This window comes from Chenggangzhangella methanolivorans, assembly GCF_019797865.1.
In the GTDB taxonomy this organism is placed as follows: domain Bacteria; phylum Pseudomonadota; class Alphaproteobacteria; order Rhizobiales; family Methylopilaceae; genus Methylopila; species Methylopila methanolivorans.
Window position 1 is genome coordinate 3,307,244 of sequence record NZ_CP081869.1, and the last position, 26,029, is coordinate 3,333,272.

General features: G+C 68.2%; 28 protein-coding genes, 1 tRNA gene and 4 pseudogenes. 8 read left to right on the plus strand and 25 right to left on the minus strand.

The features are described from left to right. Positions 1 to 13 precede the first annotated feature (13 nt). The 5 genes and pseudogenes from K6K41_RS17360 to K6K41_RS30560 all read right to left on the minus strand — a co-directional run bounded on the left by K6K41_RS17360 (position 14) and on the right by K6K41_RS30560 (position 3,329). Positions 14 to 853, minus strand: a complete 840-nt coding sequence (locus K6K41_RS17360) for a class I SAM-dependent methyltransferase (RefSeq protein ID WP_261401555.1) — start codon at positions 851 to 853, stop codon at positions 14 to 16. Then, complete coding sequence (locus tag K6K41_RS17365) at positions 850 to 1,320, minus strand: glycosyltransferase family 4 protein (RefSeq protein WP_261401556.1); 471 nt, start codon at positions 1,318 to 1,320, stop codon at positions 850 to 852. The genes K6K41_RS17360 and K6K41_RS17365 overlap by 4 nt, the downstream gene beginning before the upstream one ends. Then, a complete protein-coding gene (locus tag K6K41_RS17370; protein WP_261401557.1) occupies positions 1,263 to 1,910 on the minus strand; it encodes a glycosyltransferase in 648 nt (215 codons plus the stop codon). The genes K6K41_RS17365 and K6K41_RS17370 overlap by 58 nt, the downstream gene beginning before the upstream one ends. After that, positions 1,903 to 2,313: a 6-pyruvoyl trahydropterin synthase family protein gene (locus tag K6K41_RS17375; RefSeq protein ID WP_261401558.1), complete on the minus strand. Its 411-nt coding sequence runs from the start codon at positions 2,311 to 2,313 to the stop codon at positions 1,903 to 1,905. Before K6K41_RS17375 ends, K6K41_RS17370 begins: the two co-directional genes overlap by 8 nt. An 18-nt stretch (positions 2,314 to 2,331) precedes the next feature. Next, a pseudogene (locus tag K6K41_RS30560) lies at positions 2,332 to 3,329 on the minus strand (zinc-dependent alcohol dehydrogenase). 104 nt (positions 3,330 to 3,433) lie between these two features. On the opposite strand from K6K41_RS30560, the gene mdoH reads away from it, so the two are divergent. Together mdoH and K6K41_RS17390 are read left to right on the plus strand one after the other, a co-directional pair. Next, the gene (mdoH, locus tag K6K41_RS17385) at positions 3,434 to 5,125 is read left to right on the plus strand and encodes a glucans biosynthesis glucosyltransferase MdoH (protein WP_261401559.1); all 1,692 of its coding nucleotides are present in this window, start codon (positions 3,434 to 3,436) and stop codon (positions 5,123 to 5,125) included. Beyond that, positions 5,119 to 5,361, plus strand: a complete 243-nt coding sequence (locus K6K41_RS17390; protein ID WP_261401560.1) for a hypothetical protein — start codon at positions 5,119 to 5,121, stop codon at positions 5,359 to 5,361. Before mdoH ends, K6K41_RS17390 begins: the two co-directional genes overlap by 7 nt. On the opposite strand, the gene K6K41_RS17395 is transcribed toward K6K41_RS17390, so the two are convergent. The 7 genes and pseudogenes from K6K41_RS17395 to K6K41_RS17425 form a co-directional block, all read right to left on the minus strand. Continuing rightward, complete coding sequence (locus K6K41_RS17395; RefSeq protein ID WP_261401561.1) at positions 5,340 to 5,912, minus strand: septation protein A; 573 nt, start codon at positions 5,910 to 5,912, stop codon at positions 5,340 to 5,342. The genes K6K41_RS17390 and K6K41_RS17395 overlap by 22 nt on opposite strands. A gap of 33 nt (positions 5,913 to 5,945) precedes the next feature. Then, positions 5,946 to 6,957 (minus strand): annotated as a pseudogene (locus tag K6K41_RS17400) (prephenate/arogenate dehydrogenase family protein). Continuing rightward, a complete protein-coding gene (locus K6K41_RS17405) occupies positions 6,905 to 8,014 on the minus strand; it encodes a pyridoxal phosphate-dependent aminotransferase (RefSeq protein ID WP_261405766.1) in 1,110 nt (369 codons plus the stop codon). Before K6K41_RS17405 ends, K6K41_RS17400 begins: the two are co-directional and overlap by 53 nt. A gap of 66 nt (positions 8,015 to 8,080) precedes the next feature. Further along, positions 8,081 to 8,848, minus strand: a complete 768-nt coding sequence (locus K6K41_RS17410; RefSeq protein ID WP_261401562.1) for a chorismate mutase — start codon at positions 8,846 to 8,848, stop codon at positions 8,081 to 8,083. A gap of 130 nt (positions 8,849 to 8,978) precedes the next feature. After that, complete coding sequence (locus K6K41_RS17415) at positions 8,979 to 9,626, minus strand: TIGR00645 family protein (protein WP_261405767.1); 648 nt, start codon at positions 9,624 to 9,626, stop codon at positions 8,979 to 8,981. 87 nt (positions 9,627 to 9,713) lie between these two features. Then, positions 9,714 to 10,370 (minus strand): peptide-methionine (S)-S-oxide reductase MsrA, encoded by a 657-nt coding sequence (msrA, locus tag K6K41_RS17420; RefSeq protein WP_261401563.1) that lies wholly within the window; start codon positions 10,368 to 10,370, stop codon positions 9,714 to 9,716. 59 nt (positions 10,371 to 10,429) lie between these two features. Further along, a complete protein-coding gene (locus tag K6K41_RS17425) occupies positions 10,430 to 10,666 on the minus strand; it encodes a hypothetical protein (protein ID WP_261401564.1) in 237 nt (78 codons plus the stop codon). A gap of 245 nt (positions 10,667 to 10,911) precedes the next feature. Between K6K41_RS17425 and K6K41_RS17430 the strand changes: the two genes are divergently transcribed. From K6K41_RS17430 to K6K41_RS17435, 3 genes and pseudogenes are all read left to right on the plus strand, one after another. After that, positions 10,912 to 11,001, plus strand: a tRNA-Ser gene (locus K6K41_RS17430). 128 nt (positions 11,002 to 11,129) lie between these two features. After that, positions 11,130 to 11,252, plus strand: a pseudogene (locus K6K41_RS29595) (hypothetical protein); the annotation flags it as partial. 156 nt (positions 11,253 to 11,408) lie between these two features. Then, entirely contained in the window at positions 11,409 to 12,407 is a 999-nt protein-coding gene (locus K6K41_RS17435) for a site-specific integrase (RefSeq protein WP_261401565.1), read from the plus strand. Here the strand turns inward: K6K41_RS17435 and K6K41_RS17440 are convergent. The 8 genes from K6K41_RS17440 to K6K41_RS17475 all read right to left on the minus strand — a co-directional run bounded on the left by K6K41_RS17440 (position 12,404) and on the right by K6K41_RS17475 (position 17,119). Beyond that, positions 12,404 to 12,574, minus strand: a complete 171-nt coding sequence (locus tag K6K41_RS17440) for a hypothetical protein (protein ID WP_261401566.1) — start codon at positions 12,572 to 12,574, stop codon at positions 12,404 to 12,406. The two genes, K6K41_RS17435 and K6K41_RS17440, sit on opposite strands and share 4 nt — an antisense overlap. Positions 12,575 to 12,681: 107 nt before the next feature. Next, positions 12,682 to 13,011 carry a DUF2190 family protein gene (locus K6K41_RS17445; RefSeq protein WP_261401567.1) on the minus strand — a complete coding sequence of 110 codons (330 nt, stop codon included), beginning with the start codon at positions 13,009 to 13,011 and terminating at the stop codon, positions 12,682 to 12,684. Then, positions 13,004 to 13,255, minus strand: a complete 252-nt coding sequence (locus K6K41_RS17450; protein ID WP_261401568.1) for a phage head-tail joining protein — start codon at positions 13,253 to 13,255, stop codon at positions 13,004 to 13,006. The genes K6K41_RS17445 and K6K41_RS17450 overlap by 8 nt, the downstream gene beginning before the upstream one ends. Further along, positions 13,252 to 14,544 (minus strand): Mu-like prophage major head subunit gpT family protein, encoded by a 1,293-nt coding sequence (locus K6K41_RS17455; RefSeq protein ID WP_261401569.1) that lies wholly within the window; start codon positions 14,542 to 14,544, stop codon positions 13,252 to 13,254. The genes K6K41_RS17450 and K6K41_RS17455 overlap by 4 nt, the downstream gene beginning before the upstream one ends. Then, positions 14,451 to 14,810 carry an HK97 family phage prohead protease gene (locus tag K6K41_RS17460; protein ID WP_315855048.1) on the minus strand — a complete coding sequence of 120 codons (360 nt, stop codon included), beginning with the start codon at positions 14,808 to 14,810 and terminating at the stop codon, positions 14,451 to 14,453. Before K6K41_RS17460 ends, K6K41_RS17455 begins: the two co-directional genes overlap by 94 nt. Further along, positions 14,807 to 15,148, minus strand: coding sequence for a hypothetical protein (locus K6K41_RS17465; RefSeq protein ID WP_261401570.1), 342 nt, complete (start codon positions 15,146 to 15,148; stop codon positions 14,807 to 14,809). The genes K6K41_RS17460 and K6K41_RS17465 overlap by 4 nt, the downstream gene beginning before the upstream one ends. Continuing rightward, positions 15,141 to 16,487 (minus strand): phage portal protein, encoded by a 1,347-nt coding sequence (locus K6K41_RS17470; protein WP_261401571.1) that lies wholly within the window; start codon positions 16,485 to 16,487, stop codon positions 15,141 to 15,143. Before K6K41_RS17470 ends, K6K41_RS17465 begins: the two co-directional genes overlap by 8 nt. Next, the gene (locus K6K41_RS17475; protein ID WP_261401572.1) at positions 16,487 to 17,119 is read right to left on the minus strand and encodes a hypothetical protein; all 633 of its coding nucleotides are present in this window, start codon (positions 17,117 to 17,119) and stop codon (positions 16,487 to 16,489) included. Before K6K41_RS17475 ends, K6K41_RS17470 begins: the two co-directional genes overlap by 1 nt. Positions 17,120 to 17,289: 170 nt before the next feature. Between K6K41_RS17475 and K6K41_RS17480 the strand changes: the two genes are divergently transcribed. From K6K41_RS17480 to K6K41_RS17490, 3 genes are read left to right on the plus strand one after another with little or no spacing between them, the layout of a single operon-like run. Then, the gene (locus K6K41_RS17480) at positions 17,290 to 17,505 is read left to right on the plus strand and encodes a hypothetical protein (protein WP_261401573.1); all 216 of its coding nucleotides are present in this window, start codon (positions 17,290 to 17,292) and stop codon (positions 17,503 to 17,505) included. A gap of 57 nt (positions 17,506 to 17,562) precedes the next feature. Next, the gene (locus K6K41_RS17485) at positions 17,563 to 17,730 is read left to right on the plus strand and encodes a hypothetical protein (RefSeq protein ID WP_261401574.1); all 168 of its coding nucleotides are present in this window, start codon (positions 17,563 to 17,565) and stop codon (positions 17,728 to 17,730) included. Beyond that, entirely contained in the window at positions 17,720 to 18,781 is a 1,062-nt protein-coding gene (locus tag K6K41_RS17490) for an LPO_1073/Vpar_1526 family protein (protein ID WP_261401575.1), read from the plus strand. Before K6K41_RS17485 ends, K6K41_RS17490 begins: the two co-directional genes overlap by 11 nt. Here the strand turns inward: K6K41_RS17490 and K6K41_RS17495 are convergent. The 5 genes and pseudogenes from K6K41_RS17495 to K6K41_RS17510 form a co-directional block, all read right to left on the minus strand. Next, the gene (locus tag K6K41_RS17495; RefSeq protein WP_315855049.1) at positions 18,778 to 21,045 is read right to left on the minus strand and encodes a terminase gpA endonuclease subunit; all 2,268 of its coding nucleotides are present in this window, start codon (positions 21,043 to 21,045) and stop codon (positions 18,778 to 18,780) included. The two genes, K6K41_RS17490 and K6K41_RS17495, sit on opposite strands and share 4 nt — an antisense overlap. A gap of 309 nt (positions 21,046 to 21,354) precedes the next feature. Continuing rightward, the gene (locus tag K6K41_RS17500; protein ID WP_261401576.1) at positions 21,355 to 23,472 is read right to left on the minus strand and encodes an AAA family ATPase; all 2,118 of its coding nucleotides are present in this window, start codon (positions 23,470 to 23,472) and stop codon (positions 21,355 to 21,357) included. 364 nt (positions 23,473 to 23,836) lie between these two features. Further along, positions 23,837 to 23,959 carry a hypothetical protein gene (locus K6K41_RS30565; protein ID WP_428978531.1) on the minus strand — a complete coding sequence of 41 codons (123 nt, stop codon included), beginning with the start codon at positions 23,957 to 23,959 and terminating at the stop codon, positions 23,837 to 23,839. 4 nt (positions 23,960 to 23,963) lie between these two features. Beyond that, on the minus strand, positions 23,964 to 25,790 hold the full coding sequence (locus K6K41_RS17505; RefSeq protein WP_428978605.1) for a vWA domain-containing protein: 1,827 nt from the start codon (positions 25,788 to 25,790) through the stop codon (positions 23,964 to 23,966). After that, positions 25,787 to 26,002, minus strand: a pseudogene (locus tag K6K41_RS17510) (RNA polymerase sigma factor); the annotation flags it as partial. The gene K6K41_RS17505 and the pseudogene K6K41_RS17510, both read right to left, overlap by 4 nt. Positions 26,003 to 26,029: the final 27 nt, after the last annotated feature.

The following is a 26,029-nucleotide window of genomic DNA, read 5'->3' on the forward strand; positions in this document are numbered from 1 at the left end:
AAGGGCGCTGCGCCTATCCCGGCTGCAGCAGCAGATCCTCATGCGCGACCCCGACGCCGCTCGCCGCATGCTCAAGCCGGAAGGCGAGCCACTCGCCGAGCTCCGGTCCGTCCGGCAGTTCCGCGATCGCCTGCGCCATGTCGCTGGCGAGCCGTCGCGTGAGCGCCTCATCCGCCTCGTCGAGGCGCCACGGGCTTGGCGAGGAGAGGCAGGCGAGCCCCGCCGCTCGACCGATCTCGGCGAGCCCGAGCGCCGCTCCCGGCCCCATGGCCGGTCCCAGACCCTTGTCGCGAAGCTGGTGGCGGTTGAAGGCCTCGAGCGCCGCCGCGTCGAGCCGATGGGCTGGCGAAAACCGCTTCTCGCCGGCATAGACCAGCGGCGCGTAGAGCGGCTTTCCGGAGGCGGCGAGCCGGGAGACGAAGGCTTCGGTCCAGTCATGGCCTGCGAGATCGAAGAACGCCGAGGCGGTCACGAGATCGGCCTCCGCCGCCGCCGCAGGCAGCGGATCGGCCGAGAGGTCCCGGGCGAGCGTCATGACCTCGATTTCGGTCGCGGTCTTCTGGAGGAGAAGACGGCCGCCCGCGTCGGACGAGGCGTCCGCCCATTTCGAAAGCCGCGTGCGGGCGTGGGCCAACAGCCCCTCGTCGGCGTCGACCAGCGTCCAGCGTTGCTTCGGGCCAAGCCGCGGGCTGAGCGCCCGGAGCAGCGAACCGGAGCCGGCGCCGAGATCCGTGACGGAGACGGTCTCCCGGCCGGCGAACAGCGCGGCGATGCGCTCCAGCGGTTCGTTCGCCAACGATCTGTGGTCGGCGGGCTCGCGCAGGTCGAGCCAGTCCGGATCGAAGCCGCTCACGTCGCCGCCGCAGACGGCAGGCCGCGGTCCATGAGGTGCTCGAACACGTCCGCGCACTGGAACCAGCGCGGCAGGCGGGCGGCGCGGGTGCGGGCCGCGTTCGAGGCGCGGGCGCGCGCGCCGGGATTGTCGAGCAGCGCCCGCAGCGCCTGCGCTAGCGCGTCGACGTCGTCGGGCTCGACCAGCGCCCCGGCGCGCTCGGACATCAGCGCCGCCGCGGCCTCGCAACGACCGGCGATCACCGGCAGGCCATGCGCCAGCGCCTCGGCGACCGCCATGCCGTAGCCCTCGAAGCGCGAGGGCAACGCGAAGACGTCCGCGCCGTCGAAGACCGCGGAGAGGCCCGCCTCGTCCACGGCTCCCAGAAGCTCTGTCCGGTCCGAAATCCCGAGCGACGCGATCTCTCCCCTCAGGGCGTCGGCGCAGGGGGGGCGCGGTCGAGCGCGCCGGCCACGACCCAGCGCCACGGCAGGTCGGAGAGCGTCGCGAGCGCCCGTGCGAGCGTCGCGTGGTTCTTGCGCGGCGTCACGGCTCCGACGCTGAGCACCACGGGAACCTCGCCGCCGCCCTTGGCGCGGGGCTTGGGATCGACGCCGGGCTCGGCGACGCGCACCCGGCGGCCGTCGAGGCCGAAGCGCTCGACGAGGATCGTGCGGGTCGCTTCGCTGGTCGCGATCACGAGCGCCGCCGCCGCGAGCGCCGCGCGTTCGGAGGCCTCGAGCCGCGCGGCGTCTTCCGGCGACAGGCCGGTTTCGAGCGCGAGCGGATGATGGACGAGCGCCGCGACCGGACGGCCGAGCGCGACGATCCCCTCCGCCGGCAACGCCCCGTAGGCGAGCCCGTCGACCACGAGCGTCGCCTCGGCGGGCACGCCTGAGAGCGCCTTCAGCGCGCCTGCGATCGAGGCGTCGCTCGGCGCCGGGAAGTTGTCCGGGAGCGAGAGCGCCCGCGCCGCCTGTCCGCGGCCTGTCAGTTCGGCGATCACCCGGGCGTCGTAGCGATAACCGCCGGTCGGGGCCGCGATGTCGCCCGGGACGGCGAGGACGAGCTCAGCCATGCGCGCCTGCCGGCCCCTCGAACCAGGCTCGCGCGACGTCGCTTTCCTGCAGCGTCACGCGGATCTTCTCCACCCCGCCGGCATGCGCGCCGAGCCGCCCGTCCCTGAGCGCCGCCGCCATGCGGTCGAAGATCAGGCGGCTCAGGAACTCGGTGGTGGTGAGCTTGCCCTTGAGCTCCTCCACCTCGTCGAGATTGGCGTAGTTCAGGGATTTGAGCGCCGCCGCGAGCTCCTCGGTCGCGCGCCCGATGTCGACCACGATCGAATCCGGGTCGAGCTCCTGGCGGAAGAACGCGACGTCCACCACGAAGGTCGCGCCATGCAGCTTTTGCGCGGGTCCGAACACCTCGCCCTTGAGACTGTGGGCGATCATGATGCGGTCGCGGACTTCGACGGCGTACATCTCAAAACTCCAGAACTCTCAAGGGTAAGTCAGCACGACGCCGAGGCCGTCTGCGCCGGGCGCGAGACGCTCGGGCAGCAGCGCCGGCGCCTCGCCAAAGGGGATCTCGACGTCGATCAACGCGTCGAGGCGCGGGTCGGCGGCAAGCAGCTCGAGAGCCGCGGCGAGCCTGCGCCGATGGCTCCAGCGCGGCCGGCGCGACGGCGACACCTGCCCCACCTGCGACGACAGCAGCTTCAGGCGCTTGGAATGGAACGCGCGGCCGAGCGGCGCCGCGACGTCGTCGGAGCCGTGCCAGCTCATCTCCACCACCGCCGCCTCCTCGCCGGCGGCCGCGAGCGCGGTGGCGAGGCCCCGCGGTCGCGCTGGTGTGAAGCACGACGTCGGCGTCGCGCGGAGCCTCGGCCGGCGTCGCGAAGGCCGCGCCCAGCGTCTCGGCGATCGCGCGGCGGCGTTCGTCGACGTCCACCACCGTCACCTGCGCGCCAGGAAGACCCGCGGCGAGCGAGGCGGCGAGGAGGCCCACGATCCCGCCGCCCACCACGACGATGCGGTCGCAGGCGCCGGCGCCTGCGTCCCAGAGCGCGTTGAGGCTCGTCTCCATGTTGGCCGCAAGCGTCGCGCCGGGGCGGCAGGCCGTGCGGCAGGAGGTGGAGGACGGCGGGAGGAGCGACGAACGCCTCCTCGTGCGGATGGAGGCAGAAGACGAGGCGCCCGACGAGATCGCGCGGACCGTCCTCGACCCGGCCGACCGCGGCGTAGCCGTACTTCACGGGTCCGGGAAAGTCGCCCTCCTGCCGGGGCGCGCGCATCCGGAGCCGCTCGCTTTCGGGCACGCGGCCGTCGAGCACGAGGCGTTCGGTGCCGCGGCTCACCCCCGAAAACAGCGCGCGCACGACAGCTCCGTCGCCGGCCGCGCCGAGGGCTGCGCCGTCGCGCAGCTCGACCCGTCCGTCGCCGAGATACCAGAGGGCGCGAGGAGCTCCTCCGCCCGGACCGTTGCCGCTCGCCTGCATGCGCCTAATTGGTGGGGTCGCGCCGGTTGGACGACCGCCTGACGTGTTATAGGGGCGCCGTCGAAAGCCGCCATAAGCGGCCCGGCTCAAACCGAAAGCGTGACATGCGTTCTAGCCTCGATCTTACGCCTGCGTCCTCCCCGGAAGACCCTGAGGACGCGGAGCGATCCGCCGACTCGACTCCCACGGGGTCGCAGGCGGCGTGGTCCCTCAGGACGCGTCGAATCATTTTCGCGACGCTCGTGCTCGCGACAGTCGCGGCGCTCGGATCGGCCTTCTGGACGGTGCTGGCGGTCGACGGCTGGACGATTCCCGAATTCGTGATGCTCGGGTGCTTCCTGATCTCGGCCCCGTGGATCGTCATCGGATTCTGGAACGCGCTCGTCGGTTTCTCGATTCTGCGCTTCGCCCCGGACCCGATGCGCGTCGTCGCGCCCTGCATCGCGGACACGCCCGCCGACAGCCCGATCGACGCCCGCGTCGCGGTGGTGATGTGCGTGCGCCACGAGGATCCCGCCCGCGTCGTGCGCCGCCTCGACGCGGTGACGCGCAGCCTCGACGCGACCGGCTGGGGCGGGCGCTTCGACGTCTTCGTGCTGAGCGACAGCCAGAAGCCCGACGCCGTCGCCGAGGAGGAGGCCACGATCTCCCGCTGGCGCGAGAGCCTCGCGCGGCCCGAGCGCGTGACCTACCGCCGCCGCACCTCCAACGAGGGCTTCAAGGCCGGCAACATCCGCGACTTCGTGCTCGACCAGGGCGCGGCCTATGACGTGATGATCACCCTCGACGCCGACAGCGTCATGTCGGGCGAGGCGATTCTGCGGCTCGTGCGCGTCATGCAGGCCAATCCCAAGCTCGGCATCCTGCAGAGTCTCGTGGTGGGTCTGCCGGCCCGCACGATTTTCGCGCGCGCCTTCCAGTTCGGCATGCGCGCCAGCATGCGCTCCTACACGATGGGCGCGGCCTGGTGGGCCGGGGACAACGGCCCTTACTGGGGCCACAACGCCGCCATCCGCATCGCGGCCTTCCGCGACCACTGCCGGCTGCCGACCGTGCCGGGCGGCGCCCCGCTCGGGGGCGCGGTGCTGAGCCACGACCTTTTCGAGGCCGTGCTGATGCGAAAGGGCGGCTACGAGGTGCGCGTGCTGCCCGAAGAGGGCGGCTCGTGGGAGGACAACCCCGCCTCGCTGCCGGAGTTCCTTCGCCGGAACCTGCGCTGGTGCCAGGGCAACATGCAGTATCTGCGCCTCATCGGCTCGCCCGGCCTGCCGTTCCTCGGCCGCGTGAACCTGATGATCGCGATCCTGATGTACGCCGGCGCGCCGGCCTGGATCGTGTTCATGGTCGCAGGCGCCGCCCAGGCCTGGGATCCGCCCGTGGTGATCGGCGGCGGCGGCGACGATCCGTTCCCCTGGACGCTCAGCACCGCGCTCGTCGTCATGATGATGCTGGTGCTCTTCGCGCCCAAGATCATGGGCTATCTCGACGTGCTGCTGCAGCCGGCCGAGAGCCGTCGCTATGGCGGGCAGGGCGTGTTCGCGGCCGGCGTCGCGGCCGAGGTGACGTTCGGCATGCTGTTCGCGCCGATCGTCTCATTCTCGGTGACCGCGTTCCTGCTGCAGCTCTTCGTGCTGCGCAAGCCCCTCGGTTGGGAGGCGCAGGACCGCGACGGCCGCCGCGTGCGGTGGAGCGAGGCCATGCGCCTGCTCTGGCCCGCGACGCTGTTCGGCGTTGCGCTCGCGGTCTCGCTCTGGCTGACGGCGCCCGACGTGCTGCCTGGGCCGCCCCCGTGCTGATCGCCTATATCTTCGCCGCGCCCTTCACGGTGATGACCTCGATCGACGCGCCGGACGCCGACGCGCCGCGCTTCCGTCTCGTGGCGATTCCCGAGGAGATGGACACGCCGGTCGAGGTCCGGGCGGTGAGCGCCGGGCCGGAGGACGCGGCGGGCGCGGGTTACGCCCCGCCGATGTCGCCGTTCCGCTTCGACGCGGAGCCCAAGCGCGCGGCCTACTCGGCGGCGGCCGAGTAGCGCTGCAGCAGCGGCGCCTGCGCCATCGCGAAGATCAGGGTGATGGGCATGATGCCCCACACCTTGAACGCGACCCAGAAATCGGTGGTCTGCGTGCGCCAGACCACCTCGTTGACCACGGCGAGGAACACGAAGAACCACGCCCAGCGGGTCGAGAGCTTCATCCAGCCCTGATGGGTGAGGTCGAAGGCCTGGTCGAACACGATCGCGAGCAGCGGCTTGTTGAACGCGACGCCGCCGAACAGCGCGCCGGCGAACAGCAGGTTCACGATCGTCGGCTTGAGCTTGATGAAGAGCTCGTCCTGAAGCGCGAGCGTCAGCCCGCCGAACACCAGCACCACGGCGCCCGACACCAGCGGCATGATCGGGATGCGGCGGGTGAGCGCCCAGGAGATCGAGAGCGCCACCACGGTCGCGACCATGAAGGCGCCGGTGCCGACGAACAGCCCGCCGCGGGAGTTGGCGACGAAGAACACCACGAGCGGCCCGAGCTCGAGCGCGAGCTTGAGCAGCGGATTGACGGCGCGACTCTGGTCGAGGGCCTTGGTCATGCGCGTTTCCTTTGCGCCCGCATGGCGGGCTGATCAACCCCGATGACCGCGCGCGCGATGCGTGCGGCCCTCAGCCTTTCGTCTCTGGCGCGCCCTGCGGCCGAAATCCGGCGCCGCGTGTCCTGGCCCTGCTCGATGATGCCGCGGCGGATCGCGCGGGTGCGGGTGAAAAGCTCGAACAGCTTGTCGCCTTCCGCCCAGCGGATCGCGCGTTGCAGCGCCGTCAGGTCTTCGACGAAGCGCCCGAGGATCTCGAGCACCGCGTCGCGATTGTTGAGGAAGATGTCGCGCCACATCGTCGGGTCGGAGGCCGCGATGCGGGTGAAGTCGCGGAAGCCCGAGGCCGAGTACTTGATGACCTCCGACTGGGTCACGTCCTCGAGGTCGGCCGCCGTTCCCACGATGTTGTAGGCGATCAGATGCGGCACGTGGCTCACGATCGCGAAGACGAGGTCGTGATGCTCGACGCTCATCGTGTCGACGTTCGCGCCCATGCCTTCCCAGAAGCCGCGCAGCTTCGCGACATCCGCCTCGTCGGCGGGAGACAGCGGCGTCAGGATCGCCCAGCGGCCGTCGAAGAGTTCGGCGAAGCCCGCGTCCGGTCCGGAGTCTTCCGTGCCGGCGATCGGGTGGCCGGGGATGAAGGCGGCGTGGGCGGGAACGTGCGGGCCCATGTCGCGCACCACGCGCCCTTCACCGAGCCGACGTCGGTGAGCACGGCGCCGACCTTGAGCTTCGGGCCAACCTCCGCCGCCACCGCGCCGCAGACGCCGACGGGGGTGCAGACGACCACGAGGTCGGCCTCCGCGACGGCCTCGGCCGAGGTCTCCAGAACCGCGTCGAACAGGCCGAGGTCGCTTGCCCTGGCGCGCACCGAGGCGCTTGCGTCGGTGGCCACGATCTCGGCCGCGAGCCGGCCGCGCCGCGCCGCATGCGCGATCGACGAGCCGATGAGGCCGACGCCGATGATCGCGACGCGTTCGAAGATCGGTTCAGCCACGGGACTTGCCCGTGAACTCGGCGAGCGCCGCAAGCACGGTCTCATTGGCTTCCGCCGAGCCGATGGTGAGCCTGAGGCAGTCGGGAAGCCCATAGGCCCCGACGGCGCGCAACACGAGGCCGCGCGAGGTGAGGAACGCGTCCGCGTCCGCGGCCGTGCGGCCGGCGTCCTTCGGAAAGCGGATCAGGATGAAGTTCGCGACCGACGGCGCGACCTCGAGCCCGAGCGCGCGCACGCCCTCGGTGAGCTTCACGAGCCATTCCGAATTGTGCGCGACCGCGGCGTCGAGATGCGCCCGGTCGGCGACCGCCGCCGCGCCCGCCGCGATCGCGGGCCCCGAGACGTTGAACGGCCCGCGGATGCGGTTGAGCGCGTCGACGACGCCTTCGGGTCCGTAGAGCCAGCCGATGCGAAGGCTCGCGAGCCCGAACACCTTCGAGAAGGTGCGCGTCATCACGACGTTCTCCGACCCCGAGACGAGCTCGATGCCCGCCGCGTAGTCGTTGGCGCGGACATATTCGGAATAGGCCGCGTCGAGCACCAGCAGCGTCGACTTCGGCAGCCCGGCGTGCAGCCGCTTCACCTCGTCGAACGGCAGGTAGGTGCCGGTCGGGTTGTTGGGGTTGGCGATGTAGACGATGCGGGTCCGGTCGGTGACGCGCGCGAGCAGCGCGTCGACGTCGGTCGTGAGGTTGGTCTCGGGCGCGACCACGGGCGCGCCGCCGGCCGCCAGGATCGCGATCTTGTAGACGAGGAAGCCGTGCTCGGTGAACAGGCCCTCGTCGCCCGGCGCGAGATAGGCCGAGGCGAGCAGCGACAGCAGCTCGTCGGAGCCCGCGCCGCAGACGATGCGCTCAGGGTCCAGGCCGTGGGCGCGCGCGATCGCCTCGCGCAGAGCGCTCGAGCTGCCGTCCGGATAGATCTCGAGGGAGCCGGCGGCCTCGCGGAACGCCGCGATCGCCTTGGGGCTCGGGCCGAGCGGGGTCTCGTTGGACGACAGCTTGTGCAGCTTCACGCCCGCCGGCGCCCTGGACTTGCCGGGCACATAGGCGTCGATCGCGAGCGCGCCGGGGCGAGGGGTGGGGGCGGTGTCGGTCGTCATCGGTTCGGAGAGCGTCATGGAGTCGATCGTTTCTGCGGCGTGCGTCCCGCCGCGAGGCGCGGCGCGTCAGGCGGCGAGCGGCGAGGCGTAGCCGCCGAGCCTGCGGGCGTGTTCGGCCGGGGGCGTCTCGCCATGGGCGGCGGCCAGCCGCAGCAGCCGGCCGTTGCGCTTCACGCTCGCGAGCGTCTCGGCTCCGTCGTCGGGCGCGGTCTCGCTCTCGTGCTCGATCGCCCAGACGGTGGTCTCGGAGGCGGCGGCCTCGCCGAGCGGGCGCGCCACCACGAGGGCGGGCGCGGGCGCAGGATGGCTTCCGCGCGCCAGGAACGGCAACCGCGCCATCACCTGCGGGCCGCCTTCGCCGCCAAGCGCCTCCCACCAGGCCGATCCCGGCTCGGCTGAGATGCGCACGAGGCCGAGGTCGCCGGTCGAGCCCGCCACTGCCTGGATCACCCGCTGCGGCGTGCCGTGGCCGACGAGCGGCACGTCGAAGCCGAGGTGGAACCGCGCGAGGTCATGCATGCCGAGCGCGTCGGAGCCCTGCTCGACATGGACGGTGAAGGGCGACTGCACATGGGTGAAGGTCGCGATGATGGTGCGCCAGAGATGCTCGGCGGTGGCGAGCGGCAGGCGTCCCTGATGGCGGGCCGCGAGGCGGCGCATCATGTCGGCCTCGCGCTGGGGCCGGAACGCCGAGCCGGTGGCGGCCGTGCGCTTGATCTCGATCAGACGGTCGATCACGGCCCCGCGCTCCATGAGCAGCAGGTGCATGGCCTCGTCGATCCGGTCGATCTCGCGGCGGATCTCAGAAAGCGTGTCGGGCTGTGCGTCGGTCATGCGCTGCGGTCCAGGCGGAGGACCGCGCGCCTTTCAGCTGCCGATCCGGACGGAAGCGCGCCTTCATAGACGAAGGCGGGCGCGAAGGCCAAGCGGATGGCGGAAGAATGCGAAGGGACCGCGGCGCCGTTCAGTGCGCCTTGGCCGCAGCCGAACCCTTGTGGTTCTCGTCGGCCGCCGGCGCGTCTTCGTCTGCGACCTCGTCGGTCTCTTTGGTGTGGTTCTTCTTGTGCAGCGCGTGCGACTTCGCCTCGATGTAGTGCGCGTGGTCGCTGACCCAGTCGGAGAGCGCAAGCAGGATGCCGGAGGCGACGAACACAGCGTGGACCACGACCATCCACCAGAGATCGCGGTCGGCGATCTCCTTGATGTCCATGAAGGCCTTGAGGAGCTGGATGGCCGAGATCGCGACGATCGAGGCGAGAAGCTTCAGCTTCAGGCCCGAGAAGTCGATCTTGCCCATCCATTCCGGGCGCTCGCTCTGGTCGGCGAGGTCCATGCGCGACACGAAGTTCTCGTAGCCCGAGAAGATCACCAGCAACACGAGGTTCGCCGTCAGCGACAGGTCGATCAGCGACAGGATGCCGAGGATCGTCTCGCTCTCGGTCGCGACGAAGACGCGCTCGATGAAGTGCAGCAGCTCCTGCGCGAACTTCAGCAGCAGGACGACCAGGCCGACCACGAGGCCGACATAGAACGGCGCCATCAGCCAGCGGCTGGCGAACAGCCCCCGCTCCAGCTTGCGTTCGAAGACGTTGCTCTTGCGCGCCTGTGCCATGGAAAGCCGCATGACACGGCGCGAGCCGCCGGGCAAGGCGCCCGACGGCCGCAGGCCGCTGATTGTCTAAAAGTCGCGGCCTGGTCCTTAGGCCGCGACGCCGGTCGGGATCGGGCACGCGACGCCCGTGCCCCCGAGGCCGCAATAGCCGCCGGGGTTCTTGGCGAGATACTGCTGGTGGTAGCCCTCGGCGAAGTAGAACTCGGGCGCGTCGAGGATCTCGGTCGTCACCGCATCGAGGCCGCGGGCTTCGAGCGCCTCGCCGTAGCGGGCGGCCGTCTCCTCGGCCGCGCGTCGCTGCGCGTCGTCGAAGACGTAGACGCCCGAACGGTACTGGGTGCCCATGTCGTTGCCCTGGCGCATGCCCTGCGTCGGGTTGTGGCTCTCGAAGAACAGCTTCAGCAGCGCCTCGTAGGAGGTCTTCGCCGGATCGAACACCACGCGCACCACCTCGTTGTGGCCGGTGCGGCCGGAGCAGACCTCCTCATAGGTCGGGTTCGGCGTGAAGCCGCCGGCGTAGCCGACCGCGGTCGAGATCACGCCCGGCGCCTGCCAGAACGCGCGCTCGGCGCCCCAGAAGCAGCCGAGGCCGAACATCGCGATCTCGGCGCCGTCCGGGTGCGGGCCCTTCAGAAGCGAGCCGTTGACGTGGTGGCGCTCGGCGGTGGGAAGCGGCGCGTCGCGGCCCGGCAGGGCCTCCTCGCGCGTCGGCAGTTCGAGGGACTTGCGGAGGAATCCGAACATCGGGCGTCTCCTTGGCTGGAAATGGATCTTCCCCTGATACGCCGCCGAGGGCTCCGGCGTTACGGCGCGACGCCGACGCGGCGGCGTCTGCGGCGGCCGATCAGCATGAACACGACGCCGATCACCGCGAGCACCGCGCAGGTCGGCTGCGCGAGGATCCAGTCGACCGGCGCCTGCGCCATGCCCGCCGACTGCCGCAGGCTGGCGAGCGTCTCGGGCGAGGCCGCGGCCCAGCTCGTCTCGGTCGCCGTGAAGGCGACCGCCCCGGAGGCGATGGCGCGGGTGCCGTCGATCACCAACGCCACGAACCGGCGGCAAGAACGAGAAAGCCAAGCAGACGGAACAGGAAGCGGATCATGAAGGCGTCACATGGTGTCGGGAGGGGCGTTTGGCGAGGCGCCGCCCCTTTGGGCCGGCGGCCCGGAGGATGCGACGCCGGCCGGGCGAGGGCAATGCTTCGTCGTCGCCCTGCGGCCTTTGATGTTTCGCCGCGTTCCCGCACTTGTCCGGCGCAACGCGGTTTGCTAGGTCGAGCGGCTCCGGAGGGGTGGCCGAGTGGTTGAAGGCGCACGCCTGGAAAGTGTGTATACGGGAAACCGTATCGCGGGTTCGAATCCCGCTCCCTCCGCCATATATTCCTATTCCGACCGCAGCATAAATTGCTGATTTTATTACCGAATTAACCCTCGGTAACGCTGGGGCGTTTACCCTCAGCGCGTTTTCGCAATACATTGCGTCGTACAAAACGAGGTACACGCGATGGCTCAGGACATCATCGTTCTCCGCAATGGCGGATGGTCGCTCTATCGGCGCGTCCCGAAGCGGTTCGAGTCCGTCGAGCCGCGCAAGCATGTCCTGAAGAGCCTGAAGACTGATTCCCGCAGCGTCGCGGAGCGCAAGGCGGCGGCCGTGTGGTCGCATCTCGTAGAAGGCTGGGAAGCCCGCCTTAAGGGGCAGTACTCCGACGCCGAACGGCGCTTCGAAGCCGCTCGCGACCTCGCGGGCCATCTCGGCTTCAACTTCCTCCCCGCCGATCGCGTGGCGGCCCTGCCGCTGGAAGAGCGCGCCCGGCGCGTGCGGGCCACGATCGTGAACGGCGAACCGGACCCGCTCGCGGCGGCGGCGCTGCTTGGCGGCGTGCCCGAGGCGAAGATCACGGTGACGAAGGCGCTCGATCTCTACTGGATGCTGGCGAAGGACAAGACGCTCGGCAAGTCGGCGGACCAACTGCGGCGCTGGGAAAACCCACTGAAGAAGGCCACGGCCAACTTCGTCGCGCAGATCGGAGACAAGGCCCTCGCGGACATCACGGGAGACGACATGCTCGACTTCCGCCAGTGGTGGCTTGAACGGCTGGAGACGGGCGGCCTCACGGCGAACAGCGCCAACAAAGACCTCACGCATCTCGCGGTCGTCTGGCGCACGGTCAACAAGATGAAGCGGCTGGGACTCGTGCTGCCGCTCTCCGATCTGTCCTTCAAAGAAGGCGAGCGACGCGCCCGGCCGCCCTTCGACGTCGAGTGGATCAAGACCCGCCTGCTGAAGCCCGGCGCGCTCGACGGCCTCAACACGGAAGCTCGCACGATCGTGCTGGGAATGGTCAACACCGGCTATCGCCCGAGCGAGGGCGCGGGGCTGCTGCGCGAGCATATCCGGCTGGAGGGGAAGACGCCGCACATCTCGATTGAGCCCGTAGGGCGGCAGTTGAAGAACGAGACCAGCAAGCGGCTCATTCCTCTCACGGGCGTGTCGCTGGAAGCATTCCGGGCCTGCCCGGGCGGCTTCCCGACCTACGCGGGCAAGGACAAGATCAGCGCGACCGTGAACGCCTTCCTTGCCGACAATGGGCTGAAGCAGACGCCCAAACATTCGCTCTACAGCCTCCGACACTCGTTTGAGGACCGCATGCTCACGGCCGGGATAGACGAACGCATCCGCCGCGACCTCATGGGCCACAGCCTGGGGGGACGGGAGCGCTACGGCGAGGGCGGCGCGCTGGAGCACCGGGCGGCGCTGCTCAAGAAGATCGCCCTCTAGATCAGCGCTGGTGCGGAGAGCCGCCGGGCAAGGCGGATTGCCGCCTCACGCTTGCGGGCTTCGGCTAGGTCGCGCTCGAACGCCTCGAACACCGGCACAAGCAACGGGTTCGTGGCCGTGTATTCGGCCACGATGTCGCGAAGCTCTTCGATCTCTTCAGCAGTCATGACGCACCTTTCCCGCGTCGCCCGGAGGCGAAACGGCAGGTTGATGGGGGCTTGTCGGGGAGACGGTGCAAGCATAGCGCGGAAATAAATCCGCGCCAGAGACTTGACTAAAACGCCCCGTTCAACCGGACATTGACCGTGGCGGAAGGGTTAACGGCCGCCGTCACAGCAACGCCGATGTAGGTGTTGCCGGAGGCGGTCTTGCTGACGAGCTTCGCCGTGGAGTCGTAATAGACTTTGTCGCCCGCGTTGATCGCCAGCGCGGAGACCTTCGGCAGGTCGAAGACACCAACGGTGACGAGGTCGAGGTCGGCCCCGGTCTCCGCATCGCCAGCGGCCACGCCATACAGCGCGCCGACCACCACGAGGTCGCCGGAGGCGACGACGGCGGGGCTGGGGATCGTGATGTTCTCGCCCTTCTGGACGTGGTTACGCATGGTCGAGCCCTTTCGAGGTTCTGAAGGTGAAAGCGTTGCGGGTGCGGCCGGTTATGGCCGCGATCTCGCGGTCCAGCGCGACCATGGCGCGGGCAAGTTCGGCGTCGGACCGGAACTCAATCTCTTCGCCGTTCTGGTCCCGGACCCGGCGCGCGCCGGAGTACCGGGCCTCTTCCATGTCCCGCCGGGCGCACTGGAGCCGCTTCAGTCGGTCGGCGGCGGACTGTTCGTCGGGTACGTTCACGGCCCCGGGTTCCGGACCGCGCCGCGCCAGTCGAGCGCGCCCGCGCCGAAGTCGAGCACGACCCGGAACTCGCGGCTGAGCACTTCCCAGCCCTCGCGCTCGGACATCTGCGGCCCGGGAGCCGACGACAGGTAGCTGTATTCGAGGATCGGCGCAGAGGCCGGGTCGGCGAACACGAACCACGAGCCGTCCGTGATCCTCGGCTCGACCAAGAGCGCGAGCTTCTGGCTGAAGGGATTCACGTCGGCGGTCGTGGCCGCGTAGATCGACGCGAGCACCTTTTCGGCCTGCGTCTCCAACTCGGGACCGACCACGAGATAGCGGGGCGTGACCGCGATGCGGGTCTTGCCATCGAGTCCGATCTGGTTCCGCATGGCGAGCCGGGCGTCGGACAGCGCCTCGACACTCAGCGCCGCCCCCGTCAGAAGGTTGCCGTGGTCGGCATGGAAGAGCCGCTGCGCGTCGCCCATGACGGGACCCGCGCCGTTGGACTGCGACAGCAGCCCCCACAGAAGCGCAGCTTCGGTCTGAGCGGCGGCCTGCCCGGCGGCCGTCGCCCAATCATTGAACGCCCCGAGGTCGTCATTGATGAGCGCCTTGCGGCTGATCGTGAACAGCGCGCCGTAGGTGTCGAGCGCGTAGCTCTCGACGGCTTCCGAGCGGGAGACGTGCTTGATCTCCCCGGACTCGCTTACCTTCTGAAGCGCGCCGATTTCCCCGAGGCGGAGCGCCGAGCCGGTGCGGAAGTCCACACGCGAGCCCTGCCGCGCAAGCGTCTTTAGGACCGACGCGGCAGCCGTGTAGGACGCCAGCAGCGTCCGGCGGCCCGCGCCCGTGAGAAGCTGCGGGAAGTCGGTCGTGGTGTGGAGCGCGGCGCGAAACAGCGCGTCCGGGTCCATGCCGACCGTCGAGACGCCGCGCGCCTCCAGCGAGGCCCGGGCGAAGTCCCGGAGCGAATAGCCCAGGAACGGCCGGGCGGCCTCCGCACGGGCGTCGTCGAGCGCCACGCCGGAGCGGACGCTAAGGGCGTCTTCCATCGCCCGGCGCTGGATCGCGGGATCGGCCTCGGGCGCGGCCGTGCGGATGCGAGGCGTCTGGCGCGAGCGCCGACGAATTTCCTCGCGCTCCGCGCCGTATTTCTGTTCGAGGAAGGCGGCGAAGTCGAAGCTGGCCGGATCGAAGCCGTCGCGGAGGCTCACATTGTAAGCGCCATCGGCGCGTTGCGTGACAACCAGCGGGGACTCGATGTTCTCGCGCTCGACAGTTTCGGTCTCGTTCTCGGGCTCCATGGCCTTGCTCCTAAGCTCGCTGCGGGATCAGCGGCCACAGGGACCGCGCTGACTTCAAAGACCGCCCAAGACACGGCGGTACGGATGCGGTGGCCGCTCTCGACGCTCTCGCGCCATGAGGCGACCCGGTAGCCGACAGAGACGCCGCGAAGCGTGCCTTCCCGGATGCGGGTGACGGCCGGGGCGGCGTCGTCTGCGGTCGAGAGGCGGAGGACCGCCACAAGGCGGCCGGGCTCGTGCCGAAGCGCTTGCACGACGCCGATCACGTCACGGCTTCCGCCCTGCCGGTGGCCGTCCAAGAGCGGCGCGCCGACAAGGTTCGCTGTGTCCAACCCGGTCGGGGATAGCGCTCGACGAACGCGCCGCGCGCGTCGCGCCGCTGCACGTCCGCGAAGGCCGTGATCGTCGCCTCGACGGTCATGGCGTCTGCGTCGAACGTGGACGGGCCGAACGAGCCGCGACGGACGATCAGCGGTGCGGCCTCCGCCGGGATTCGCCGGAGGATCGTCCGCTTAGCCGCCACGGGCTCGTCACGCTCGGGACGGACCCAGACGGGATTATTGCGCTTCCCAGCAGCGCCGGTCGCGATCCTGCCGCTAGGCATCGGCGGTCTCCTTCTCTGGCTGAGGCTCGGGCGCGCCGAACGTCAGCCCGAGCGAAACTTCGCGCTCGCGGTCGGCGGCGATCTCCCGGTCAAGCTCTTCGACGCTCCAGCCGCGTTCAGCGACCTTCTGGCGACGGCTCGCGAGGCCCGCACTGATCTCGGCAACGTCGGCCTCAATCGCTTTCTGAGGATCGACTTGCGCCCATGCGGGTGGAAGCCATTCGGCGGTCGCGTCGGGCACGCCAGTGAGAAGCTGAACGCGGCCCCAAAGGGGGCGGAGAAGCTGAGGGACCAGCACGCCGTACTGGACTTGCTCGACGCGGGCACGGAACGGGATGAGGCCTGCCCGGAGGCTCGAATAATTCGCGCCGCTAAGGTCGCCGTCGAGCATATGGCTCGGCAGGCCAAGCCCGGCCGCGAGGCCCCGAAGGGAGTGCTTCACGAACTCTGCGGTCTGCTGAGCGGCCTGCGGAGAGTTGAACCGAATATCGAAGCCATTCGGGAGCCGCCGGACCGTGCCGGGCTCAAGCGAGACGTCCGCGAGGTCGCCGTCGAAGGGTTCACCCGCGCCGTTCTGGTCCACGAGGAAGGCGGCGTGCATCGCCGCGACCTTGGCGCCGACCAAGAGCGCGTCGGTCAACTGGTCCAGTTCGTTTGCCGGGAGGATGATCGGCGCGAGCCACGAGACGCCGCGCACCTGCCCCGGGGCGATCGGAGCCATGACGTGCAGCACGTCGGCGGCGTCTACGCGGACCGGCGGCGCGTAGTTCGCGAACATCTGGGTCGGTCGATGGGGCAGCACCCAATACGCGACGCGGCGGCCGGAGGCGTCGAACTCGACGCCCTGCACGATGTAGCCGCCCCCGTAGAGGTCGCGGGTCATCGACTCGTCCACCTGTTCGGCGGGGATGACGAGCGCGCGGAAGCCGTTGTCTTCAGCCCGCATCAGGACGAACGACTCGCCGTCCTCAACAAGCGCCCGGGCGATGACGGCCTGAAGGCCCCAGAAGTCCGTGCGGCCATCCGCGTCAGCGTCGAGTGCCCATATGTCGAAGGCGGCGACGGCTTCCGCGCTCTCGCTTGTGGGGCGGATGCCGGAGCCGACCAAGGCCGTGGTCCAGTTCGCGACCGCGTTGCTGAGCCACTGGTTGTTCCGGGTGAGATAACGAGCGCGGCTGCGGACCATATACGCCGCAGCGCCGACCTCCGGGTTGATCGCCCCGAATGTCCCCACGCCGCCCATGCGCCGACCGCCCGCAGCGCCGTCGAAGCGGCGGACCGCGTTTGGGGCGGCGGGACGGATCAGGTTCGCCAGAGCGCTGCGGGCGCGGTCGAGCATCACGCCTCCAGCAAAGGGCGCACGAGGGCCGTCGCGGGAAGGCGGATCGTGGCGATCGTCTGCAGCGCTTCGCGCGTCCGCCATCTCAGGTTGCCGTCGTCGCCGATATTGCCTTCGGCGACCTCAACGCCATCGGCATGCGGCCCACGCCCCGACATCGGGTCTTCCTCGGGACGCTCGGGCTGATCTGCGCGTTCGAACGCAGCCATGATCGTCCGTTCGCCGGTTTCGAGACCGCGCAGGATGATGATGACGAAATCCCACGCTGGGGCCTTTCGATCGGCGGCGTCGCGAAGGCAGGCGTCCAAGGCGCGAGGCGGATAGCAGCCGTTGATGATCGGCAATCCGAGAGACGCTTCGGCCGCGCGATCCCAGAACGAGTCGATCGCCCTCAGGGTCGTCGCGTCGAGCCCGGCGTCTATGACGGCAAGCTGAATCCGGGCCTTGGCGGCCTCCCGAAGGTCTAGCAGCGAGTCGCGCCGCCCGCCCTTGGTCGTGGTGGCTTCAATGAGACGCTGATTCAGCAGGTTCTTGGCCTGCCGGTGAAAAAGCCGCTGCTGATCCTCAGAGGCCTTGAAGCTCTTGGCGACCGTCTCGGCAAGGTCGGTCAGGGTGAAAAGGGCGTCTGGCATCAGGGGGCCTCCGAAGGATGGCCGACGCTATCGAATGGACATTAGTCAGTCAATGTCTAACATGATGATGCGGCTCGGGGTTGTCCTGCCTCCCGCCGTGTCTCCGGAAGCCCGGCCGTGCTTAACTCCTCTTGGCGTCACGGTCGGGCTTTTTCGTAAGGGAGAGACCGATGAACGACAGAATCGAGCACGTGCGCTACGAGGCGCGCCAGATGTTGGCGGAGGGGCGCGACTTAGGCTTCCCGCTCGCGCTTACCTATTTGGCGATCCAATTGATGATGCGAAAAGAGGGCCTTCCGGTTCCCCGGGACATTCTCGCATTTACCTTCGAGGGGAAGATCAGTGATGCACAGGTGACGAACTGGCAGTCGCCTGTGGGAGGCTAGTCGCACCCGCTTACGTTGCGCTTCCGGTCATGCGATACCTCGACTTGGGAGGACGCTATGGACACAAACGATTTGATTCTATGGGGCATAGCCCTGATCGTTTCGATCATTTTCGCGATTGCAGGCATTAAGGCATATCGCAAATATCATCGTCAGGATCAGAAGGTTGGCTCTGGTGGAATTGGTATCCAGTCGGGACGAGATACCAAGATCAATGATCGGTGATAAGCAAGATCAGCACGCCGAAGAGGGCGCTGTAGCCATTCAAGCGAAGGGCGATGTAACTTATAATCAAGGTTTGTCGATCTCTCAAATGGGAGAGGTCATGGATTTTGTTGCGAAACAAGTTCAAAACTTCACGGCCGATGCAAGAAATACAGTCGATAGCCGGCTGTCTGATTTTAAAAAATCAATCCTTGAGGAATTTGCTAGCAATAGCGAAGCAAAGTCAGAAGCTTTTGCTGATCCTGATTTTCAGCATTCGCTCTTGGAGGCCCAGACCTCTTTTGCCCGATCCGGAGATGCAAATCTTCAAGAGGTCCTTGTAGACCTTATCGTTCAAAGATCTAAGCAAACGGTCAGGGATAGACTAACACTTACGCTTAACGATGCTATTGAGAAAGCAAAATCTCTTACAGACGAAGATTTTTCTGCGCTAAGCTTGGCATTTATATTCAAGAATATGCAAAATAACGGCATCAATGATGTTGATGGTATTGTTGATTATTTAAGGCAATTTGCGGTCCCAATCTACGGATTGGTTTCGAAGAACAATAATGCGTATCATTATCTAGAGTCTCACGGCTGCGTGGTGCTTGGAAATGCAGTAATAACGTTCAAGAGCGTCTTAGAGATATTGCAAATCAGATATCCGGGCATCGTAACAAATGGCCTGACTAATGAAGAGATTCTTAGTCTATTTCCGAATAACCAGCCAACCATAGGTGGCTTTATAGTTCCCTCTCCGTTCGATCCGAGCCGATTTGTATTTGCGTTGGGCGGAAGTGAAACTTTGAAGCAAGTTTTTGCACAAACAGGTTTGGGTCCTGAAGTAGCAGAAGGTTACATTGGGCTGTGCAAAGCAAATGCTCCTTCAGTAGATAAATTTGCCGACGTGTTGAGGGCGAAACTTTCTGAGATAGATGGCATCATCGATGCATATAATGGCACTCCAGTAAAGGACTTGCGCCTAACATCGACAGGCGTTGCACTTGCTCATGCAAATCTTACAAAGAAAACCGGCTTGAGTGCTGACCTATCAATTTGGATAAACTAACGACTTAGCCACTCCGAACGTACCACAATTGGCTTCTTTGGCGGCGCTGCGGGGCTTGCGACCTCTGCTTCGCGCTGGTCGAGGTTCTTACTCACGAGCGCGCGCACGGCCATGGCGTAAATAACGCAGTCGAGGCTTTCCGCCCGGCGGCCCGGGATGCGCTCCCATAGACGGACGGGCGCGCCGCGCACATAGCGAACGAGAAGGCGCTCGCTCGCCAGTTCTTCGTAGAACCGTCCCTCCAGCCGGTCGCTGAAGCGGACGCTCTTCCCCCGGCTCAGCCGCGTCGCAAGCTGAGCCTTCAGACCGTCCACGCCGACGATGAAGAGCCGCGAGCCCTTGGTGTCGCTGGCGCGGATCGAGGGCCGGTTGCCGGTCGCTCCTTTCAAAGCGTGTACACGGAACGCCCTGCGAGCCCGGCAATAGGCCATGACGCGATCCATGGTCTCTCCGTCGCCCGCGTCCACTCCGGCCGCGTCCACGCGTAGGAAGCCGCCCCGGGGGTGCTTCCATGTCGTGCGGAGGGCTTCGTCCAGTTCCGACCAAACGTCGTCGCCCGCCGGATCGCCCCAGATGACGGACTGCCCGAGCACGAAGATGTCCTCGCGGCCCCAGCCGAGGAAGACGATCTCCAGCCGATCGCGCTGCACGTCGACTCCGGCCGTCACCACGAGCACGTCGGCGGGCATGGCGTCGGGGAGCCCGAACGGTTCCGCCCGGGCCGCGAGCGCGGCTTCGTCGATCTCTTCGGCGGCCTCACGCCAGCCTTGGGCGAGGATCGTGTTGACGAACACCTGAAGCGTGTCGGGCGACCGCTTGGCCTCGACGAACTCCGCCGCGAGCTTGCCCCACGAGGCGTTAGCGAGCGTCGAGACGAGCGCGTTGAGCCGGAAGCCCGCATGCCCCTCGACGTGCGGCGCGCTCGCGCGCCAGCGGCCCGCTTCGACCATGGCGGCCTTTCGCCGTTCCTCGACGACGGACCCGCACTCGGGACAGACGTAGTGCGCCCGGTGCGGTTCCCCCTCGGGCCACTGGATGTCCGCCCAAGTGATTTCGTGACAGTGGCCGCACTCCGGGCACGGCACTTCAAACACCCGCCGATCGGACCGGGCATAGGACCGGAGCACGTTGCTCGTAGCCTCCAGCGTCGGCGTCGAGCCCAAAATGATCTTGCGGTTTGCGAAGCTGAGCGTCCGCCGCTCCGCGAGGGTGATGGGCGACCCCTCCGCGCCGGGCTCCATGGCGTCGGCTTCGTCGATCAACAGGACGCGAACGTTATGGCGGCGGAGGTTTCTCGGGGATTTGGCCGCGACGATCTTAAGCGAGCCGCCCGCGAAGCGACGGCTCAGCAGCGTGTTGCGGCCCGTCTCGTCAGCCTCCGCCGACAGCAGCCCCCGCAGCGCGGGCGTGGCGTCGAATATCGGCTCTAGGTCGCTCACGACGTAGTCGCGGCAGTCGGCTTCGGTCGGCAGCAGCGCGAGGATAGGGCTCGGCTCGTTCGCCACGTAGCTCGCGAGCGCGCCCGTCAGCAGCGTCGTGAAGCCGACACGGACGGACTTCACGAGCGTCACCCGCTCAATCTCGGGGTCCGCGATGGCGTCGGCGATGTCGCGCTGATACGGCCACAGGGACACGCGGCCCGGAAGCGCTGAGACGCCTTCGGGAAGGCGCATCTCGCCTTCGATCCACTCGCTCAGGCGGAGCCGGGGCGGCGGGATCAGCGCCCGCAGCGCGCGGCGGCGGGTCTCAAGCGTTGTCACGCGCGGCCTCCCAAGTGCGTCGCGGATTTCCCGGTCGAGCGTCGCGATGTCGTGCGGCGTCAGATGCCCGAGCCGCTGAGCGACGCGGCTCGGCAGCGCCAGCATCGCGGCCCGCACGTCGCGGAGGATCGCCGCCCATTCGCGTTCGACTTCGGCGGCCGGTAGCAGTTCGCGGCGCGCGACGGCGTTCGCGGTAGCGAGCTTGTCGGCGGTCTCGGTCTGCACCCGGAGCTTGGCCCGGTCGAGGTCGGCGGCCACAGGGCGCTTCGCCGTCCGGGTCAGTTCGGCGACGTAAGCGGCGACGCTGGCGCGGGTGTCGAAGCGGTTGCGCCCGAGACGGACGAAGACGCCCCGGTCGGCAAGCTCACGGCCTCGATTGTTGCTGACGCCCACGAGCGCTGTCAGCTCCGCCGCCGTGGTTTCGGCAGGGATCGCGTTATTCTCAGGGGTAATTTCACCCACAAGCGCGAGGGCGTCGGGGTCCAGCCCCCACGGGTTACTCACGGCAAAACTCCGATTCCGATTTCAGTTCTCCACAGGGGTAAAGGTCGGGGCTCGGCGGCCCCGCGACGGCCATCCCCCCAGAGGGACCCGAGGCCATGCCCCTCCGCGCGCGATCCCCCTCCCCTGAGGGTAGGAGACCCGCCCCACCCCAAGGGCGGGGGTCTCCCCCTTTAGGGGGAGCGTGTGTCGCACACCCCGTTGCGACGGGTTGCGACACCGTTGCAACGTACCCTGAGCGCGTTGCGACATGCCCACAGCGCGTCGCGACGGCCCCCAGAGCGTTGCGACACCGTTGCGACGTACGGATTCCTACCCACGGTTCGCCCTCACTAAATGACTGCGCTCGCTTCCGGCGCGCCCATGCAGCCCCGTGGTGATCGTCCCGTCTTTGAACAGAGCGTGCATGGCCGCCTCTAGCGCGCCTTTGGTGCATCCCTCAGCCTCGGGGTGCGCCGCGAACACCTTCGGCGCATAGGTGTTTGATGGACTCGGGGAGACGTACCGCCCCGGCTGAGCGGACCAGAGGTCGAGTAGCTTGAGGAACACCCCCTCGCCTTCTCTGCGACCGTCTCGCTGTCGCTGAAGATTTCTGAGGCCACGAACACACCTGCATGCCAGTGCAGGGCGATCTGTCCGCCGGACGGACCATAGTTGGCCTTCATGGTCCCCAGCGTGCGGGCGTCCGGGTTCGCCTCTGTGCCGTCGCCATTCCTCACCCTCGTCAGGTAGAGGCGTGACCGCACGGTGTTGCTCCAACCCACGCTGCCCGCTGAGCCGATACCGCTGGCCATGCCCGCCACGCTGGGGTGCGCAAGCACGAACCACGCACTTGTGGCGCACGGCGAGCCGACGCATGAGGCCGATGAATCGCGTCGCGAGCGCCTTGGCGTTTTCGTCCCCGTCGTGGAAGTGCGCGAGCGTGTCGAGGACCACGACGGACGGCTTCCGGCGGCCCATCTCTCTGTCGAGGCGTTCATACGCCGCCGTGGGCACCAGCCCTTTCTTGGGGTCGAGCGAGGCCAGCAACGGGTCTTCAAACTCACCATCCTCGCGGATCGTCGAATGGGCGTAGAGACGGCGGCAGAGGTCCGCGACCGTGGTCCCGTGATGCGTGGCGATGTCCACGACGCGCCGATGCACTTCGTCCCTGTCGTCTTCGGCGGTGAAGAACAGCGCGACGCCGGGGCGGTCGATCGCCCGGCCGATCCATGGCGAGCCGTTCGCAACGGCGGCGGCCAATTGCAGGGCTAAGAGCGATTTGCCGGTCGCGCCGTCGCCGTAGAGAAGCGTTACTTGCCGATTGGGGATGAGGTCTTTGATGAGCCATTCCCGTTCGGGCGCGGTCTCGCCCCAATCCGCCACCGACTCGAAGAAGCCGCCGCCGGCCTTTCCGACGATATCGTCTACGGCCTCCTGCCACGCGGCGTCCTCCCGCTCTTCCTCCGCGAGGTCGTCGAACAGACCGAACATGCGCTCTAGGTCGCGCCAGCCCTCAGCCTCCGCGAGGTTCAAGATGTGGCGGCCGGTGACGACGCGGCCCGTAGAGCGGCGGAACGAGTCCCATGCCGCGCGGGTCTTCTCCGCGTCGTAGCCGGGCCACTGGCGGGACCAGTCGTCGAGCACGGCGAAGCCCTCGTCAGCGCCGCTCGTCTCGAAGTTCACGGCCGCGACGATCTTCAGCCACCAATCGCGGTCGGCGTGCTCGGGGCGGCTCCCATCGTTTGGGACGGCGAAAAGCGCGGAGCGCAGGACGTGCAGCGGGCGGCCCCACTTCTCCGCGTGGTCGTGCGCGCCGGGCGCGTCGGTTTCGGCCTTGGTCCATGCCGTGCGCGGGAGGTCGTCGGCTTCATCGATCCAGCGACGGCCCTCGACAAGGTAGGTCGTGAGCTTGCCGGTGTGACCGATGAAGTACGACCGCGAGGGCTCGCGAGAGCCCTTGTCGAGCGCGCCGCCAAAGAGCCCGTTCGCCTGCTCCGCCAGCGCCTCATAGGCGGCCCGATCGTGCGGCCGGGACAGCGGGAAGACGCCGCGCCAGCGGTAGCCCCGGCCGGGCTCACCGTTGGTCGGCGAGGTCAGGACAAGGGCGTTGAGCCCGGCCGCGTTGATCGCCGCGCGGGCCGCGCCGATGGCGATCGTGCCGCCGTCGTAGTCCACGACGACCGCCGCGACGGCCATCACGTTCGCGTCGTGACGCAGCGAGCCCTTGTCGCTCAGCACGTCGCCGAAGGCTGCGCCGTTGAATAAGGGCAGGCGCTTCTTCGTCTTCCGCCGCGTGCCCTTGGCCCTAGCGGCAAGCTCACGGAGAGACAGTTCCTCGACATGCATCGTCGCGCCGGAGAGGTCGGGAATAATGGTGAAGGGGAAACGCCGGTCGAGCGGCGAAACCGTTGAGGAGTCAGCGTCAGCGCGGTAGGTATTGGCGGACATCTGCGGGGCCTATCCCGTGGGTGTGGATCGTGCGGCTGCGAACCGCGCGGCGAAGTGATTGAGGGCCGTCCCGTTGGTCGCGGGGCGGCCCTTTTCGCGTCATGGAGGGTAGGAGTTTCGGCCTCGCGACGTCAGCGCTAAAAGCCAATTTCGCAATACATTACGCCGTACATTTCGCGGGACGTATGTTATATAAGTTATTGTATTTAAATGATATTTTATTTTACCCACAGGGGCGCAGCGGACGCTCCCTCCGCCACGCGACCCGACGACCCTTCCATCCACGCCCAATGCGCGCGCCGGCCTGCGCAGGGCCGTTGATCGGGCTCGCGCGCCATCGAGCCGCCGCCGCCGCGATAGGCCGTTACGGCGCTCCGCCCGAGACCGCCTTGGCGAGGCCGACGAGCCGCACGAAGCCGGCGCGATAGCCCCACGGGTCGGCGCCCTTCGCGCCGGCGGCGAGCGCCGCGATCTCGTCCCAGCCCATCGTCTCAACCTGCCGCTCGCGGCGCAGCTTCTGGCCGAAGGCCGCGACCCGCCGCCGAAAAGCGCGCGTCGTCCGAGGCGCCGGCGAGCGTCGGCGCGGACTCGGCGGTGCGGATGGGCTCGACGATCTCGCGGCTCGTGTCCGCGTCCGGCAGCTTGTAGCGGATCTTCACGGCGCCGAATTCGGCGTCGCCGGCGGCAGGGGCGGGCTCGGCCGCGGGCCTGGCGTAGCGCAGCTCGTCGGTCATGCGCGCGCGGCTCTGCGGCGGGGTGATTTCGTAGAGCGCCGTCACCGAGGCGCCCGAGCCGATCTCCCCGGCGTCCACGCGGTCGTCCTTGAAGTCCTCGCGCTTCAGCATCCGGGTCTCGTAGCCGATGAGACGATACTCGGCGACCTGAGCCGGATTGAACTCGACCTGGATCTTCACGTCCTTGGCGATCGGGAACAGCGCGGCGCCCGCCTCCTCGACCAGCGTCTTCTGGGCCTCTTCCAGCTCGTCGATATAGGCCGCGGTCCCGTTGCCGTTCTGGGCGAGGCGCTGCATCAGCGCGTCGTTGTAGTCGCCCTGCCCGAAGCCGAGCACCGACAGGAAGACGCCGGATTTCCGCTCGTCCTCGATCATGCGGGTGAGCGCGTCCGGATCCGACTCCCCGACGTTGAAGTCGCCGTCGGTGGCGAGCATCACGCGGTTCACGCCGTCCTTGTCGAAGTTCTTCCTGGCGAGCCGGTACGCCTCGGCGATGCCGGCCGCGCCTGCGGTCGAGCCGCCGGCCTCCATCCTGTCGATCGCCGCGGCGATGGCGGCCTTGTCGGACGCCCTGGTCGGCTCCAGCGCGACGCCGGCCGCGCCCGCATAGGTGACGATCGCCACATGATCGTCGGGCCCGAGCTTCGTCAGAAGGAGCTTCAAGCTGGCTTTCAGCAGCGGCAGCTTGTCGGGCGCGTTCATCGAGCCCGAGACGTCGACGAGGAAGACAAGGTTGGCCTTCGGGCGCGCGACCGCGACCTTGTCGAACCCTTTGATCCCGATGCGCACCAGCTTTGTGTCGGCGTTCCATGGCGTCGGAAAGGTCGAGACGGTCGGCCGGAACGGCGTGGCGGCGTCGACGGGCGCCGGGTCGGCGTAGGGGAAGTAGTTGATCAGCTCCTCGATCCGCACCTGATCGGGCGAGGGGGCGCGGCCCTGCCTCAGCGATCGGCGCACCCAGGCGTAGGAGGCGGTGTCGGCGTCGATCGAGAAGGTCGAGACCGGCTCCTGCGCGGTCACCTTCAGGCCGTTCGCCGCCGTGGACTCGAAGCGGTCGCGGTTCTCGGGCGCCCCGACGACGACGTCCGGGCCGCGATAGGCGTCCGCGAGCCCCGCCATGGGGGCGGACGGCGGCGGCGGGGGCGCGACGGCGCGGCGCTCAAGCCGCGCCCCGGAAGGCGCCACGGGTTTGGGGGCGCTCTCAAGCTTGGCCGCGACCTCGGGCTCGGGCGAGGCCTCCTGCACGGGTCGGGGCGCCGCCGCGTCCTGCCGCAGATCCGGCGCTTGGCGACGCGCCTGTTCGACGAACAGCGCGCCGCCGATCGGCGCGACGATGAGACAGGCGGCGACGCCGCCGATGGCGAGACGATTCTGCATCACGATCCTCCAGAGCCCCGATGGGCTTGCGAGGCTGTGACGCCGGTCGTGGGCCGATCCTTTGAGGGCGTCGGCGCGTTTTTTCGCCTGCGCCTCTTCGAAGGCAGCGCCAGCCGCGGAGAGCGCGTCGGCGCGCGCGGCTTCGGACGCCGGGGGGACGTCGCGGCGAAGCCCTGAGAGACGCTGGTCGAGATCGCGGTCTGTCATGCGCCTTTCCTCGATAGCGCGGACTTGAGGCGGCGGCGCGCCGAAAACAGCCGCCAGGACACGGTCGCCTCGGCGCAGCCGAGCGCCTGCGCGGCTTGCGCGTGAGTGAGGCCCTCGACATGGACCAGCAGCACCGCGTCGCGCTGCGGCTCGGGCAAAGCGTCGACCGCGGCCCAGAGCTCGTCGGTCATGTCGTCGCCGGGCGCTTCGTCCTGATCGAGACGGGCGAGCGAGCGCCT

Excerpts from the sequence above, each read along its gene's own strand:
- K6K41_RS17370 (WP_261401557.1), bottom strand. The coding sequence starts at position 1,910 with ATGGCTGAGCTCGTCCTCGCCGTCCCGGGCGACATCGCGGCCCCGACC.
- K6K41_RS17375 (WP_261401558.1), bottom strand. The coding sequence starts at position 2,313 with ATGTACGCCGTCGAAGTCCGCGACCGCATCATGATCGCCCACAGTCTC.
- mdoH (WP_261401559.1), top strand. The coding sequence starts at position 3,434 with ATGCGTTCTAGCCTCGATCTTACGCCTGCGTCCTCCCCGGAAGACCCT.
- K6K41_RS17395 (WP_261401561.1), bottom strand. The coding sequence starts at position 5,912 with ATGACCAAGGCCCTCGACCAGAGTCGCGCCGTCAATCCGCTGCTCAAG.
- K6K41_RS17405 (WP_261405766.1), bottom strand. The coding sequence starts at position 8,014 with ATGACGACCGACACCGCCCCCACCCCTCGCCCCGGCGCGCTCGCGATC.
- K6K41_RS17410 (WP_261401562.1), bottom strand. The coding sequence starts at position 8,848 with ATGACCGACGCACAGCCCGACACGCTTTCTGAGATCCGCCGCGAGATC.
- K6K41_RS17415 (WP_261405767.1), bottom strand. The coding sequence starts at position 9,626 with ATGGCACAGGCGCGCAAGAGCAACGTCTTCGAACGCAAGCTGGAGCGG.
- msrA (WP_261401563.1), bottom strand. The coding sequence starts at position 10,370 with ATGTTCGGATTCCTCCGCAAGTCCCTCGAACTGCCGACGCGCGAGGAG.
- K6K41_RS17440 (WP_261401566.1), bottom strand. The coding sequence starts at position 12,574 with ATGACTGCTGAAGAGATCGAAGAGCTTCGCGACATCGTGGCCGAATAC.
- K6K41_RS17445 (WP_261401567.1), bottom strand. The coding sequence starts at position 13,011 with ATGCGTAACCACGTCCAGAAGGGCGAGAACATCACGATCCCCAGCCCC.
- K6K41_RS17455 (WP_261401569.1), bottom strand. The coding sequence starts at position 14,544 with ATGGAGCCCGAGAACGAGACCGAAACTGTCGAGCGCGAGAACATCGAG.
- K6K41_RS17465 (WP_261401570.1), bottom strand. The coding sequence starts at position 15,148 with ATGCCTAGCGGCAGGATCGCGACCGGCGCTGCTGGGAAGCGCAATAAT.
- K6K41_RS17470 (WP_261401571.1), bottom strand. The coding sequence starts at position 16,487 with ATGCTCGACCGCGCCCGCAGCGCTCTGGCGAACCTGATCCGTCCCGCC.
- K6K41_RS17475 (WP_261401572.1), bottom strand. The coding sequence starts at position 17,119 with ATGCCAGACGCCCTTTTCACCCTGACCGACCTTGCCGAGACGGTCGCC.
- K6K41_RS17480 (WP_261401573.1), top strand. The coding sequence starts at position 17,290 with ATGAACGACAGAATCGAGCACGTGCGCTACGAGGCGCGCCAGATGTTG.
- K6K41_RS17485 (WP_261401574.1), top strand. The coding sequence starts at position 17,563 with ATGGACACAAACGATTTGATTCTATGGGGCATAGCCCTGATCGTTTCG.
- K6K41_RS17490 (WP_261401575.1), top strand. The coding sequence starts at position 17,720 with ATGATCGGTGATAAGCAAGATCAGCACGCCGAAGAGGGCGCTGTAGCC.
- K6K41_RS17500 (WP_261401576.1), bottom strand. The coding sequence starts at position 23,472 with ATGTCCGCCAATACCTACCGCGCTGACGCTGACTCCTCAACGGTTTCG.
- K6K41_RS30565 (WP_428978531.1), bottom strand. The coding sequence starts at position 23,959 with ATGGGCTGGGACGAGATCGCGGCGCTCGCCGCCGGCGCGAAGGGCGCC.
- K6K41_RS17505 (WP_428978605.1), bottom strand. The coding sequence starts at position 25,790 with ATGACAGACCGCGATCTCGACCAGCGTCTCTCAGGGCTTCGCCGCGAC.